The organism is Chryseobacterium sp. KMC2, from assembly GCF_016756935.1.
Classification (GTDB): Bacteria; Bacteroidota; Bacteroidia; order Flavobacteriales; family Weeksellaceae; genus Chryseobacterium; species Chryseobacterium rhizosphaerae.
Map to the genome: position 1 here is coordinate 42,280 of NZ_JAESIT010000029.1, position 14,171 is coordinate 56,450.

Below are 14,171 nucleotides of genomic sequence, written 5' to 3' on the forward strand. Positions count from 1 at the left end.
CTCTTCGCTTTGTATATAAATTTAAAATCTGATGTCTGAAATCTGACATCTGAAATCTTAGATAAAAAATGAGCGAAACAATAGCTTTTAAACCGGAAAGTTTAGCACAGGTACATAAAATTATCGCAAGATATCCTGAAGGAAGACAGAAATCTGCTCTTCTTCCTGTACTTCACTTAGCACAGAAAGAATTCGGAGGATGGTTAGATGTTCCTGTGATGGATTATGTTGCCGAACTATTAAGTATCCAGCCGATTGAAGTATATGAAGTGGCTACTTTCTATACCATGTTTAATATGAAGCCGGTAGGTAAATATGTTTTGGAAGTTTGCAGAACCGGACCTTGCATGGTTTGTGGAAGCGAAAAAATCCTTGATCATATCAGAACCAAACTGAATATTAAGGATGGAGAAACTACCGAAGATGGTATGTTTACATTAAAGCCTGCTGAATGTCTTGGAGCATGTGGATATGCACCAATGTTACAACTGGGGAAATTCTTTCATGAAAATTTAACGATAGAAAAAGTAGATGAAATCCTTGATCTTTGCAGACAGGGACAGGTTGCTTTAGACTAAATAAATTTTAACAAATTAAAAATAGCCATAAGCTAAAAGCCATAGGCCAATAGCTGACCGCTAAAAGCATAATAAACAATGAGTAAAAAACTTTTACTTAAAGACGCACATATAGAAGGTATTCGCTACTTTGAAACATACCGTAAACAGGGAGGTTACACGGCAGCTGAAAAAGCCTTGAAGATGACTCCTGACGAAATTCTTGAAGAAGTAAAAGCTTCAGGATTAAGAGGACGTGGTGGAGCTGGATTCCCAACAGGAATGAAATGGAGCTTTTTGGCAAAACCTGAAGGTGTTCCAAGACACCTTGTTGTGAATGCGGATGAATCTGAACCTGGAACATTCAAGGACAGATATTTAATGGAGTTTCTTCCTCATCTATTGATTGAGGGAATGTTGATTTCATCTTACTGTTTGGGTTCCAATGTTTCTTATATCTACATCCGTGGAGAGTATTCATGGATTCCTGATATTTTAGAAGAAGCTATTGAAGAAGCTAAAGCAGCAGGATTTTTAGGTAAAAACATCCTGGGAACAGGTTTCGATTGTGAAATTTATGTTCAAAGAGGTGGTGGAGCATACATCTGTGGTGAAGAAACTGCATTGCTTGAATCTCTTGAAGGAAAAAGAGGTAACCCAAGACTAAAACCACCTTTCCCGGCTGTAAAAGGACTTTGGGAAAGACCAACAGTGGTAAACAACGTTGAGTCTATTGCAGCTATCGTTCCAATCATTGATATTACAGGTGCTGAATATGCTAAAATTGGAGTGGGAAGATCTACGGGTACGAAATTGATTTCAGCTTGTGGAAATATTAATAAACCTGGTGTATACGAAATAGATATGACGATTACAGTAGAAGAATTCATCTACTCTGACGAATATTGTGGAGGTATAGCCAACGGAAAAAAATTAAAAGCATGTATCCCTGGGGGAAGCTCTGTTCCGATTGTTCCTGCTAATTTATTACTGAGAACAGTAAACGGAGAACCAAGATATATGAACTATGAATCATTGGCAGATGGTGGCTTTGCTACCGGAACGATGATGGGTTCAGGAGGTTTCATCGTTTTGGATGAAGACCAGTGTATTGTAGATCACACCATGACTTTGGCAAGATTCTACAACCATGAAAGCTGTGGACAATGTACGCCTTGCCGTGAAGGAACGGGATGGATGTACAAGATTTTGAAGAAAATCGAGAAAGGAGAAGGAAAAATGGAAGACATCGATCTTCTTTGGGATATCCAGAGAAAAATCGAAGGAAACACAATCTGTCCATTGGGTGATGCAGCAGCTTGGCCGGTTGCAGCAGCAATCCGTCATTTCAGAGATGAATTCGAGTGGCATGTAAAAAACCCTGAATTGTCTCAGACACAAAATTATGGATTGGCACATTATGCAGATCCTATTCCGGCTGTAGAAAAAAATGCATAGTTAAAATGAAGAAGTTATTAGTTGTTGGTTTAATGATGTCGGAACTTGCTTTTGGGCAGGTTAAAAAAGATACATTAGAGAAAGAATATAAACTGGAAATAGCTCCTGCTGATCAAGTAGAAAAAAAACAGAAGCCTAATCCATTAAGTAAGAAAGGTCAGGTTTTCGTTTTCTATGGTTGGAACAGAGGCGCGTTCAGTAATTCTGACATCCATTTTACGGGAAACGGGTACGATTTTCAATTGAATAACGTATCAGCACAAGACAGACCTACAAAATTTGGAATTGTTTATTTTGATCCAAGTTGGTTTACCGTAACGCAGTATAATTTCAGAATAGGATATTTTATTAAAGATAATTTAGCACTTGTTTTAGGGATTGACCACATGAAATATGTGATGGATCAAAATCAAACTGTTAACTTTAAAGGACATATTTCAGATCCTGAATATGCAGCAATGGTGCAAAACGGACAGGTAAATCTGGCAGATGAGAAGTTCCTTACTTTTGAACATACAGACGGATTAAATTATGAAAATTTAGGTCTTGAGAAATACAAAAATCTTATTCATAAGAAAAATATAGATTTAGTATGGTCTTATGGTGCCGGGATTGGGTTTATGTTTCCTAAAAGTAATGTCAAACTTTTTGGAAATGAAAGAAGTGACCGTTTTCACGTAGCAGGTATGGGAACCGATATCAGATCCAGTCTTAACTTAGTTTTCTGGAAAAACTGGATGCTAAGAGTAGAAGGAAAAGCCGGTTATATTAATATGTGGGATATCAAAACTACATTAAATAATAAACCTGATAAGGCACGACAGGATTTTGTTTTCGGACAGGTCCTTGCGGGAATTGGATATACATTTAATACGAAAAAATATAAATAACAAAGCCTATTGCTGAATGCATAAAGCTTAAAGCATACAATATGAGCGAAGAAGTTAAAAAATTCACAATAACTATAGACGGACAAACTACTGAAGTTTTGCCAGGTACTTCTATTTTGGAAGCTGCAAGACAAATCGGTGGAAAATCTGTACCTCCAGCGATGTGTTATTACAGCAAACTGGAAACCAGTGGAGGGAGATGCAGAACTTGTCTTGTGGAAGTATCTAAAGGATCTGAAGCCGATCCTCGTCCTATGCCAAAATTAGTGGCAAGCTGCAGAACCAATGTAATGGACGGTATGGAAGTAAAAAACCTTACTTCTGAGAAAGCTCAGGAAGGAAGAAAAGCGGTTACTGAATTCCTATTGGTTAATCACCCGCTGGACTGCCCTATCTGTGACCAGGCAGGAGAGTGTCACCTTCAGGACTTAGGTTATGAACATGGTGTAGACAGTACAAGAACAGAATTCGAAAGAAATACTTATGAAGCTGATGATCTTGGACCCAACATCAAGCTGAACATGAACCGTTGTATTCTTTGTGCCAGATGTGTGCTTACAGCAAACCAGCTTACAGAAACAAGAGAACACGGTATTCTTTTCAGAGGAGATCATGCTGAAATTTCTACCTATTTAAATAAAGCCTTAGACAATGACTTCATCGGAAACATTATCGACGTATGTCCTGTAGGAGCATTAACAGACAGAACAGCCCGTTTTGCAAGCAGAGTATGGTTTACAAAACCAATGAACGCTTCTTGTAAATGTGATAAATGTTCAGGAAAAGCTGTGGTATGGATGAAAGGTGACGAAATTGTAAGAGTAACAGCAAGAAAAGACCAGTGGGGAGAAGTTGAAGAATTTATCTGTGATACCTGCCGTTTCGAAAGAAAAGCATTATCAGACTGGAACATCGAAGGTCCTAGACATATCGACAGACACTCCGTAATTTCATTGAACCACTACGAAAAGCCTAAAGATGAGCTGAGAGTTTTAGACAATCCAATGGCTAAAGAAATCAGTGAAAAAGACGAAAAATAATTTTAATTAAAAGACATCAGATTTCAGATTCCATACTTCAGACCATCTGATATATAGTATCTGACATCTAAATATCTAAATAAAAATGGATTTAATAACATTTAAACTTATACTTGTACTAGCGCTTTTCCTGCTATCGCTAACGATTGCAGCCTACTCTACATGGGCAGAAAGAAAAGTTGCCTCTATCATGCAGGATAGAATTGGTCCTAACAGAGCCGGACCTTTCGGACTATTACAGCCTCTTGCTGACGGTGGAAAGTTTTTCTTTAAAGAAGACTTTACTCCGGCCAATGCAGAAAGATTCCTTTTCGTATTGGGACCTGCCTTGGTAATGTTTATTTCATTAATCACGGGAGCTGTTATTCCTTGGGGTAAAAGTTTAAATATTGCAGGTACTTCTTTTGATCTTCAGGTAGCCAACATCGATGTGGGGGTACTTTTCATCATCGGAATGGCCTCAATTGGTGTTTACGGAATTATGATCGGAGGTTGGGCTTCGAATAACAAATATTCATTATTAGGTGCTATCCGTGCTTCTTCTCAGATGATTTCTTATGAATTGGCAATGGGATTAGCACTTCTTTCCATCATTATGATGTCAGGAAGTTTAGATCTTAAAGAAATTACTGAAAGTCAAACTACTGGAAAATTATGGGGAATAATTCCTTGGGGTTCTGGTATGAACTGGAATATTTTCTACCAGCCAATTGCCTTCCTTGTTTTCTTTGTAGCAGCCTTAGCAGAAACCAACAGACACCCATTCGATTTACCTGAGTGTGAATCTGAATTGGTAACAGGATACTCTACAGAATACTCTTCCATGAAGTTAGGATTATATATGTTTGGAGAATATGTGAACATGTTTATCTCCAATGCTTTCATGGTAGTTCTTTTCTTCGGAGGTTATAACTATCCTGGTATTGAATGGGTAACTCAGAACTGGGGTGAAAACATTGCAGGTATCTTGAGTATCGTAGCATTCTTAACGAAGACTGTAATTGGAATTCTGATCTTTATGTGGATCAGATGGACACTTCCAAGATTCAGATATGACCAGTTAATGCACTTAGGGTGGAAAACATTGATCCCAATGGCATTAGTAAACCTATTGATTACAGGAGCTGTAATTTTAGCATTTGCAAACTAAGAAATTTGAAAATGAGCTGATTTGAAAATTTGATAATGAAATCAAAGCTTTATCTTTAGCGTATCATATTCAATCATCAATATTAAATAATTAAGATAACAGACAAGATTAGTCTAAAATCTAATGTCTAACATCTAATATCTATAATTAAATGAAACTTACAAACAGATCAAAAGTTGTTTCCAATAAAGAAATGACCCTTGCTGAAAAAATCTACCTTCCTGCTATTTTTACAGGAATGGGGATTACATTTAAGCATGCTGTAAGAACCGTGATAAAGGGTGCTCCCGCAGTATATTCGTATCCGGAAGTACAGAAGCCAAGAACTACCATCTGGAGAGGTCAGCACGTTTTGAAAAGAGACGAGGAAGGCAGAGAAAGATGTACGGCCTGTGGACTTTGTGCGGTAGCCTGTCCTGCAGAAGCCATTACGATGACTGCTGCTGAAAGAACCAAAGAGGAAAAAGGCCTTTACAGAGAAGAAAAATATGCTTCAGTATATGAAATCAATATGCTGAGATGTATCTTCTGTGGAATGTGTGAAGAAGCTTGTCCTAAATCTGCCATCTATCTTACAGACAGATTGGTAGACGTGGAAACCAACAGAGGTTCTTTTATCTATGGAAAGGATAAATTAGTTGAAAAAATAAATGAAAGGATTGACATCACAACAAGACAATCCGAGAAACAAAAAAATGCGGTAAAATAATGGATCAGTTTTTATTTTTCTTGGTGGCGTTTTTAGCAGTGGCAAGTGCTGTTTATTTTGTATTTGCAAGAAATCCTTTATATGCTATTTTGTCATTAATCGTCACGATGTTTTCAATTGCAGGAATGTACATTCTTTTGAATGCACAGTTCTTAGCTATTATCCAGATTATAGTGTACGCAGGTGCCATTATGGTACTTTTCCTTTACATCCTAATGATGCTTAACCTTAATAAAGGAGACGAAAGTAAGAAGAACAATACTTTAAAATTTGTTGGAGTTTTTACAGCAGGTCTTCTTTTAGTGGGAGTATTAGGGGTTTTCAGAGGAGTACAAGACAACCACATCGTGGTGGAAAATGTAGACAGAGGAGTGGGTCTTACTAAAAATCTGGGTAGACTTTTGTTTAATGAATATGTTTTACCGTTTGAGCTTGCTTCCATCCTAATTTTGGCAGGTATTGTAGGCGCGGTATTAATCGGTAAAAAAGATTTATAAATTATGGGAGAAGTAAATACATTTATACAAAGCATCCCTTTGGAGTACTTCATCATCCTTTCTTCGGTATTGTTTTGCCTGGGAGTGATGGGAGTATTGCTAAGAAAAAATGCTATTGTGATTCTGGGCTGTGTAGAGCTTATGCTGAATTCTGTAAACCTTTTGTTGGCAGCTTTTTCAGCATATAAAGGCAACGGCGACGGACAGCTTTTAGTTTTCTTCATTATGGTAGTGGCTGCTGCTGAAGTAGCAGTAGGTTTGGCAATTATTGCTATGCTATATAGAAATACCCGTTCTGTAGATGTGAGTATATTTAATAAATTAAGAGGATAAGAATGGAGAATTTAGTATATGCAATAGTACTTTTACCACTTTTAGGGTTTCTTATTAACGGTTTATTCGGGAAAAATCTTCCCAAAATATTGGTTGGATCTTTGGCCACTGCAGCAGTGTTCGGATCTTTCTGTATTGCTGTAAGTCTTTTCATGAATTTCAATTCTGAAAGCCAGCCTGTAATCGTAAAAGCTTTTGAATGGTTTAGAGTAAATGGGGTACAAATTAATTTTGGATTCCAGATTGATCAGCTTTCTTTAATGATGGTGATGATCATCACGGGTATCGGATCCCTGATCCACCTATACTCTATCGGATATATGAGTCATGATAAAGGATTCTATAAGTTCTTTACTTACCTGAATCTTTTCATCTTCTCGATGTTACTTTTAGTAATGGGAAGCAACTACCTTATCCTATTCATCGGATGGGAAGGTGTAGGTCTTTGTTCTTACCTGTTGATCGGATTCTGGTATACCAACGAAGAATACGGTAAAGCAGCAAGAAAAGCTTTCATTATGAACAGAATTGGTGACCTTGCATTATTGATCGGTATCTTTATGATTGCTGCTCAGACCAATGCTGTAGATTACCTTTCCGTAGCAGAAAATGCTTCAAAATTTGAATTAGACGGAACAGTGATTATCTTTATCACCGCCAGTTTATTTATCGGTGCTACCGGTAAATCTGCTCAGGTTCCTTTATATACATGGTTACCGGACGCAATGGCCGGTCCTACTCCTGTATCAGCGTTGATCCACGCGGCAACGATGGTTACGGCAGGGATCTATTTGGTAGTAAGATCAAACTTCTTATTTACTTTAGCTCCTACTGTACAGGGAGGAATTTTATTAATCGGATTCTTAACGGCAGCTTTAGCAGGATTCTATGCACTTCGTCAGAACGATATTAAAAAAGTATTGGCATACTCTACAGTTTCACAGCTTGGATTTATGTTTATTGCTTTAGGTCTTGGAGCTTATACAACAGCTATGTTCCACGTAATGACGCACGCATTCTTTAAAGCTTTACTGTTCTTAGGGGCAGGTTCTGTAATCCATGCTATGAGTAACGAGCAGGATATGCGTTTCATGGGAGGTCTTAAAAAATACATTCCTCTTACCCACGCTACATTCCTTATCGGAACATTAGCCATCTCAGGTTTCCCTTTATTATCAGGGATGATCTCTAAAGACGAAATTTTAGTAGCAGCTTTCGCTAAAAATCCGGTTTACTGGGTAATTTTATTTGTTTTAGCGGCAATGACTGCAACCTATATGTTCAGATTATACTATTTGACATTCCACGGAGAGTTCAGAGGTACTGAAGAGCAAAAACACCACTTGCACGAAAGCCCGTCAAATATGACATTACCATTGATCGTATTGGCTATTCTTTCTGTAATCGGAGGTTTTATCAACCTGCCACACTTCATCGGTCACGGTCATTATGCTAAACTGATGGAATGGTTGAAGCCGGTTCTTACGGAACAGAGCTACAACCAGATGGAAGCTACTCTTTCAGGAGTACCTTTTAATACTGAAATGATCTTACTGGCAGCTACAGTGGTGATGTTCTTTACTGTATGGTTCATCGTTAGAAATACTTATGTAAGTAAGAAAAAGATGGCTGTTGCAGAGGAAAACTATACCGGATGGGAAAAGCTTTCTGCTAAGAAATTATACGTTGACGAACTTTACAACGCATTGATTGTAAAAACTGTTGAAGGATTAGGACGCGGAGGAAAGATGTTTGATAAGGGTATCTTAGACCGTTTTGTAAACTTTGTAGGTGATGGTGCTGAAGACAGCGGAAAAGCTATGAAGCGTGTTCAAAACGGAAATGTAGAGACGTATATTCTTATCATGTCTTTAGCTGTGGGAATTATATTAATTGTTAACTTTTTATTACAATAATAATGTCTTGTTTATTATTAACATTATTACTTTTACCTCTAGTAGGTTCGGGATTAGTTTTTGCATGGAAGAGTAATTCCAGCAAATATTTGGCACTGGGAATTGCATTGGTACAAATGCTTCTTACATTTTATATACTTTCGGATTTCGATTTTACTCCGACAGTAGATAGTGTATTGCAGCATGAAATCAATTATCCCTGGTCACAATTTATGAAGAGTTCTCTTCACTTCGGTATCGATGGGATGAGTATGCTTCTGCTATTGCTGACTAATATTTTAGCGCCAATTATCATTTTATCTTCTTTCAATGAAAGTGTAAACTACAGAAATAGATTCTACGGTTTGATTCTGTTGATGCAATTTGGTCTTGTAGGAGTTTTTACTTCTTTAGACGGATTGTTGTTCTACATTTTCTGGGAAGTAACATTGATTCCAATTTGGTTTATCGCCGGACTTTGGGGACAGGAAAATAAAAGGTTCGAATTCACTACGAAGTTTTTCGTATATACATTCGTTGGATCTTTGTTTATGCTGGCTGGATTGATCTATGTGTACAACCACTCTGCATCATTCGCCCTAACAGATCTATACAATGCACAACTTAACGAAGTACAGCAGACTGTGGTATTCTGGTTCATTTTCTTTGCATTTGCAGTGAAATTACCGGTATTCCCTTTCCATACATGGCAGCCTGATACCTATACCTACTCTCCTACTCAAGGATCCATGTTGTTATCAGGGATCATGCTTAAGATGGCAGTGTACGGGGTAATGCGTTATTTACTTCCAATTACTCCACTTCCTATTGCTGGAATTTCAGGACAGATTGTGATCATTCTTGCTATTGTAGGTATTGTTCATGGAGCACTGATTGCTATCATCCAGACGGATATGAAGAGAATCATTGCGTATTCCTCTTTTTCTCACGTAGGATTAATGGTGGCCGGGATCTTTGCTTCAGCAGTGGTTACTTTAAGAGGAAACTTCAATGTTGAAGGTGCTGAAGGAGCTTTGGTACAGACTTTTGCTCACGGTATCAACGTGGTAGGATTATTCTACTGTTGTGATATTTTATACAAGAGATTTAAATCAAGAGATATCAGACAGATGGGAGGTTTAGCAAAAGTAGCTCCTAAATTTGCAGTGTTATTCTTGATCATTATATTAGGTTCAATGGGAGTTCCATTAACCAATGGATTTATCGGAGAATTTATTCTATTGAAATCAGTATATGATTTTAACGGAACAGCAGCGGTAATTGCTGGTCTTACGGTAATTCTTTGTGCTGTATATTTATTGAGGTTCTACGGAAAAGCAATGTTTGGAGAAGGAGATGAAGCAGTTCTAAGCACAGCAAAAGATTTATCAGGTGTAGAGTTTTCTGTATTGGCAAGTTTAGCGGTTTTTGTGATTTTACTTGGTATTTTCCCACAACCGGTAATAGACATGGTGAGCAGTTCAGTGAAGTTTATCTACACGGCGATGGCCAACTAAAAATTAAAAGATTTAAAAATTAAAAAATTAGGAGATTAGAAGAGCGTAAGAGGCAGGAGACTGAGAGATTAGAGACAGGACATCAAACCTTGAACCTTATCCCTTACATCTTGAATTTTAAACTTCAAATCTCACATCTCAAATCTATATTATGAGTGTTTTAATTATTGTTTTCCTAACGGCAGTTATTGCGTTATTTTCAGGAGTTTTTGAACAAGGAAAATTCGCAAGATACATTGGGATTTTGGGATTAATCATTGCATTGTACGTAAGTTTTATGCCGGAATGTTCGTTCTTCGACCATTACAAGCATATGTATGAGTACAGTGCCAATACAGCATTATTCACAAAAATATCCATTGTAACAACCTTATTGTTATTCTTCCTTGGAGGTTTTGCATTCAGCAATCACAGAAGCCACCAGTCAGAATTATATGCTTTGATGCTATTTGCATTATGTGGAGGGATCATCCTTTTCGGATACCAAAACCTGGTGACTATGTTCCTGGGTGTGGAGATTCTTTCTATACCACTCTATGTAATGGCCGGAGCCAACAAAACTGATTTAAGATCAAACGAAGCTTCAATCAAATATTTCTTAATGGGTGCATTCGCGACAGGTTTCTTACTTTTCGGAATTGCATTCATCTATGGAAGTGCAGGAAGTTTTGATCTCTATAAAATCCATGATTTTGGAGTAGCAAATACTGGGAATGTAATGTTCATCTTAGGGGTATTACTCATCCTTTGTGCATTGGCATTCAAAGTCGCTTTGGCACCTTTCCATATGTGGAGCCCTGATGTATATGCAGGTTCTCCTTCATTAATCACGGCTTTCATGGCAAGTGTAGTAAAAATCTCAGGATTCTTCGCACTATTCAGATTAATGACCATTGGTTTTGCTGGGGTTACCCACGAATGGATCAATGTTTTAGGAGTATTCTTAATTATTACTTTGCTTTTGGCAAACGTTATGGGTCTTGCCCAGACCAATGCCAAAAGAATGCTGGCTTACTCTTCAGTTTCTCACGCCGGATACATCGGATTGGTATTCTTCGGAATGACCAGCCTTTCTACTTATAATTTAGCATTTTATTTATTTGCGTACTCATTATCTACAGTAGGAGTTTTTATGTGCTTAATCTGGGTAGAGAAATTAAAGAGAGAAACTTCTTTCGGAGCATTCAAAGGATTGGCAAAAACAGAACCTTTATTGGCTACTGCAGCAGCAATCTCTATGCTTTCCATGGCAGGGGTTCCATTAACAGCTGGTTTCATGGGAAAATTTGCTTTATTCTCCCAGGCTATGAACGGTGCGGCTTTCCTTGTATTGGTAGCAGTACTAGGTTCTGCCCTATCTATCGCTTATTATTTAAGACTGATTGTAGCTATGTTCTTCTTTAAAGAATCAACATTCAAGTCATCAGAGAAAGTAACACTTACTTATAATATCATTGCAGTAGTTGTTATTGCGTTGATTATCGTTTTGGGAATTTTCCCGGATCTGTTTGCAAGAATATTCGGACTGTAAAAAGTTATCCACATTATATTAAAAACCTTCCAGAGATCTGGAAGGTTTTTTTTGTCAAAATTTTTATAAATTTCATACAGTAAAATAAATTTTATTCTCTATTATTATAACCATCATCACACATTATTAAACACACCAATCATATGATCACGTATATGACTCTTCCAGGCGATACTCTAGAGAAAATTGCGTCTGACCTGAAAGTAGAAAATCCCAACTATATCAAAGAGGTACATAATAAATACTGTGCCTTGCAAAACAGACTGGTAGAACCTGTGCAACTGAAACCCGGAACACTCCTTCATATTCCGTTTGGGGACGAAATAAAGGATCTCAATACTAAAATTAATGAAAATGGGGACAGCCTCTACTATCATCCGCCCCATGGAAAGATTCCGTTTCAAGTCCCTTTATTGGATGGCAGCTATAAGATTAGGCATCAGAAATACCGGGACCTCAACATAGAGGCAGATTATCAGTATCAAGTGGAACTTAAATATCTGAGAACGGAAAACGACCAGCACTTTTTTTCAATGCAGGTATTGGGTTCCCAAAAAGACGGCCAAGAATCAGACAGCAAAATTTCCAGCCTGGCGAAAGCCTGCGCAGCAATCATATATCCATTGCAAATCAAAATAGATACAACAGCCAAACTTTTAAGTGCAGAGTTTATGCATACTGAAACAGTCATTACAGAGGAACTGGAAGCGCTGAAAAACTATTTTACAGACGAAATTTCAGCTACTTATATCGATCAAATGAAAAAAAAGGCAGGAGATGAAAAACAGATCCTTGGAGCTATAAAGCATACACTTCCTATACAGTTTTTGTTTGGATCCTTTTACAGAGCAAAATATGGAGACTGGACCGACTCCAAAATCTATCATGAGTTTCTTCCTTGGATTGCCAATGCTTCGCCCATACGTTTTGAGCTTTATAACCGGATCTTACCGAAAGATTCTGTTACAGATAATGAAGTTCTGAAAATCATTCAGACTGGCAGTTGCTGTGACTACCGGAATCTCAATCAGCTTTATGATAAAAACTATATTTATCTCGAACAAACTCCCATTAATGAAAATTCTGTAAGCTGCCGCCATGAAGCAGAATATATCTTTACCCGGAATGACCTGGCGGTTCAAAAAATATCCGGAAGTTTTGAAATTCAGATTGGTGATGTAGCTGAAAAAGATGTTTTTGTGATCGAAAAGCAATTAAAATAAATTAGTATCTTTGAGACAACACCATCAAAAACGCAAAATATGTCCGAATCCGCATCACCACATGACGGAAAACACTTTGTCATACAGAAAGGAAAAGCCCAGTGTAATCAAGGTGATCTCTTTCCACAATTTAAAGTCACTTCCCACCAGAAACATTACTGGAATAATGAAGAAGGTAAGGCAGATTATCTGGCCGTTACCGAAGATGATCTTCAGTTTAATCCTCAAGGCCCAAGTTTCGGAAAATGTAAACTGAAACCGACCCCCGGAGGATATCTTCCCTGCGCATATGCTCCTGCAGGAAAATGGCAAAAAACTTACGAAAAAGTAAAGGTAATGGGTAAAAGCTGCGTTACAGAAATCTCAGAACTTATGTGCTCTACAGGTGGAAAGATTACCATCATGGAACATGGACAGACTGCTGCTATGACTCAGCAGAATGTTAAACATGCAGACCCTCAGGAACAGCATCATATTAATCCTTTTGTTGATTTCAAAGAATTCCAGAAGGAAACGGATGCCAATGAAGTAGATGCCTATTAACCATACACTTTTCGGCCATGTCAAAACAAGGAATTTATAAAATATCGGGAAATACAAAACCAAAGGTTGGCGAACAGGTTACCTACAAAATTGACGAATGGTATCCCGCCACTCCCAGAGAAAAAAGGAATCCGGCGCTCGTTACCTGGCACCTTTTCAAAAAGGTGAACGGTAAATTTGTTCCCACCACCATTAAGAAAAAAGGAATAGGCAGCTTTACCTTTAATACAACAGCCTATAAAGATACTTTCAGGATTGAAGCCTATCTTCATAATCCGGAAGGGAAAACACCTATGGCGCTTGAGATACAGCCCCAGCCCAGCGATGTTCCCCGGATCAACAAAGTTGAACTAAAATATATAGACGATACTCCCGGAACAGTTTTCAGCTTCACAGAAAAACTCGTGGCCGAAGCCAGATGCATGAATCTGGAAGCCCAGTATCTGCAATTCACTCTTTGGGAAGATGATTCCAGAGATTCAGGACATAATGCTCAAAATACCCCTATAGATACTAAAAAAGAAAAGGTAAAAAACGGAACTGCCAGGGCAGAATTTATGCTGACAAAAGCGCTTATGCGAAAAGCAATGCAAGGCGAAACAAACCCTCAGCAGCTTGAATTCTATGTAACCGTAGAATACTACGCCCATAAAAAACATGCAACAGATAATGTAAATATCAATACCCCTCCAGAGTTACGCCCTGCACCGGGTCAACCTCAACAACAACAACAACAACAACAACAACAACAACAACAACAACAACAACAACAACAACAACAACAACAACAACAACAACAACAACAACAACAACAACAACAACAACAAC

14 protein-coding genes are annotated in these 14,171 nt (G+C 37.9%); all 14 read left to right on the forward strand.

Features of this window, described 5'->3' with window-relative positions; genetic code table 11:
* Window positions 1-68 precede the first annotated feature (68 nt).
* Window positions 69-578, forward strand: coding sequence for a complex I 24 kDa subunit family protein (nuoE, locus tag JML65_RS22400; RefSeq protein ID WP_047494364.1), 510 nt, complete (start codon window positions 69-71; stop codon window positions 576-578).
* A gap of 78 nt (window positions 579-656) precedes the next feature.
* Window positions 657-2,015: an NADH-quinone oxidoreductase subunit NuoF gene (gene nuoF / locus JML65_RS22405; protein ID WP_047494361.1), complete on the forward strand. Its 1,359-nt coding sequence runs from the start codon at window positions 657-659 to the stop codon at window positions 2,013-2,015.
* A 5-nt stretch (window positions 2,016-2,020) separates the two neighbouring features.
* Window positions 2,021-2,905, forward strand: a complete 885-nt coding sequence (locus tag JML65_RS22410; protein WP_202272306.1) for a hypothetical protein — start codon at window positions 2,021-2,023, stop codon at window positions 2,903-2,905.
* A gap of 41 nt (window positions 2,906-2,946) precedes the next feature.
* Complete coding sequence (locus JML65_RS22415) at window positions 2,947-3,945, forward strand: 2Fe-2S iron-sulfur cluster-binding protein (RefSeq protein ID WP_047494355.1); 999 nt, start codon at window positions 2,947-2,949, stop codon at window positions 3,943-3,945.
* An 85-nt stretch (window positions 3,946-4,030) separates the two neighbouring features.
* Window positions 4,031-5,095, forward strand: coding sequence for an NADH-quinone oxidoreductase subunit NuoH (nuoH, locus tag JML65_RS22420; protein ID WP_047494352.1), 1,065 nt, complete (start codon window positions 4,031-4,033; stop codon window positions 5,093-5,095).
* A 151-nt stretch (window positions 5,096-5,246) separates the two neighbouring features.
* Window positions 5,247-5,804, forward strand: coding sequence for a NuoI/complex I 23 kDa subunit family protein (locus JML65_RS22425; RefSeq protein WP_040996950.1), 558 nt, complete (start codon window positions 5,247-5,249; stop codon window positions 5,802-5,804).
* The gene (locus tag JML65_RS22430; RefSeq protein ID WP_047494349.1) at window positions 5,804-6,301 is read left to right on the forward strand and encodes an NADH-quinone oxidoreductase subunit J; all 498 of its coding nucleotides are present in this window, start codon (window positions 5,804-5,806) and stop codon (window positions 6,299-6,301) included. Before JML65_RS22425 ends, JML65_RS22430 begins: the two co-directional genes overlap by 1 nt.
* 3 nt (window positions 6,302-6,304) lie before the next feature.
* Window positions 6,305-6,634 (forward strand): NADH-quinone oxidoreductase subunit NuoK, encoded by a 330-nt coding sequence (gene nuoK, locus JML65_RS22435; protein ID WP_047494345.1) that lies wholly within the window; start codon window positions 6,305-6,307, stop codon window positions 6,632-6,634.
* A 2-nt stretch (window positions 6,635-6,636) separates the two neighbouring features.
* Window positions 6,637-8,550, forward strand: a complete 1,914-nt coding sequence (gene nuoL / locus JML65_RS22440; RefSeq protein WP_084086807.1) for an NADH-quinone oxidoreductase subunit L — start codon at window positions 6,637-6,639, stop codon at window positions 8,548-8,550.
* Window positions 8,551-8,552: 2 nt separating this feature from the next.
* Complete coding sequence (locus JML65_RS22445; protein WP_202272308.1) at window positions 8,553-10,046, forward strand: NuoM family protein; 1,494 nt, start codon at window positions 8,553-8,555, stop codon at window positions 10,044-10,046.
* Window positions 10,047-10,197: 151 nt separating this feature from the next.
* Window positions 10,198-11,577 (forward strand): NADH-quinone oxidoreductase subunit N, encoded by a 1,380-nt coding sequence (locus tag JML65_RS22450; protein WP_047494337.1) that lies wholly within the window; start codon window positions 10,198-10,200, stop codon window positions 11,575-11,577.
* A 143-nt stretch (window positions 11,578-11,720) separates the two neighbouring features.
* A complete protein-coding gene (locus JML65_RS22455; RefSeq protein WP_202272310.1) occupies window positions 11,721-12,800 on the forward strand; it encodes a hypothetical protein in 1,080 nt (359 codons plus the stop codon).
* A gap of 39 nt (window positions 12,801-12,839) precedes the next feature.
* The gene (locus JML65_RS22460) at window positions 12,840-13,343 is read left to right on the forward strand and encodes a DUF4280 domain-containing protein (protein ID WP_202272312.1); all 504 of its coding nucleotides are present in this window, start codon (window positions 12,840-12,842) and stop codon (window positions 13,341-13,343) included.
* A 17-nt stretch (window positions 13,344-13,360) separates the two neighbouring features.
* Window positions 13,361-14,171: hypothetical protein (locus tag JML65_RS22465; RefSeq protein ID WP_202272314.1), on the forward strand; the 811-nt coding region annotated here is incomplete at its 3' end.

Excerpts from the sequence above, each read along its gene's own strand:
- JML65_RS22455 (WP_202272310.1), top strand. The coding sequence starts at position 11,721 with ATGATCACGTATATGACTCTTCCAGGCGATACTCTAGAGAAAATTGCG.
- JML65_RS22425 (WP_040996950.1), top strand. The coding sequence starts at position 5,247 with ATGAAACTTACAAACAGATCAAAAGTTGTTTCCAATAAAGAAATGACC.
- nuoH (WP_047494352.1), top strand. The coding sequence starts at position 4,031 with ATGGATTTAATAACATTTAAACTTATACTTGTACTAGCGCTTTTCCTG.
- JML65_RS22445 (WP_202272308.1), top strand. The coding sequence starts at position 8,553 with ATGTCTTGTTTATTATTAACATTATTACTTTTACCTCTAGTAGGTTCG.
- JML65_RS22430 (WP_047494349.1), top strand. The coding sequence starts at position 5,804 with ATGGATCAGTTTTTATTTTTCTTGGTGGCGTTTTTAGCAGTGGCAAGT.
- nuoK (WP_047494345.1), top strand. The coding sequence starts at position 6,305 with ATGGGAGAAGTAAATACATTTATACAAAGCATCCCTTTGGAGTACTTC.
- JML65_RS22460 (WP_202272312.1), top strand. The coding sequence starts at position 12,840 with ATGTCCGAATCCGCATCACCACATGACGGAAAACACTTTGTCATACAG.
- nuoF (WP_047494361.1), top strand. The coding sequence starts at position 657 with ATGAGTAAAAAACTTTTACTTAAAGACGCACATATAGAAGGTATTCGC.
- JML65_RS22410 (WP_202272306.1), top strand. The coding sequence starts at position 2,021 with ATGAAGAAGTTATTAGTTGTTGGTTTAATGATGTCGGAACTTGCTTTT.
- nuoE (WP_047494364.1), top strand. The coding sequence starts at position 69 with ATGAGCGAAACAATAGCTTTTAAACCGGAAAGTTTAGCACAGGTACAT.
- nuoL (WP_084086807.1), top strand. The coding sequence starts at position 6,637 with ATGGAGAATTTAGTATATGCAATAGTACTTTTACCACTTTTAGGGTTT.
- JML65_RS22450 (WP_047494337.1), top strand. The coding sequence starts at position 10,198 with ATGAGTGTTTTAATTATTGTTTTCCTAACGGCAGTTATTGCGTTATTT.
- JML65_RS22415 (WP_047494355.1), top strand. The coding sequence starts at position 2,947 with ATGAGCGAAGAAGTTAAAAAATTCACAATAACTATAGACGGACAAACT.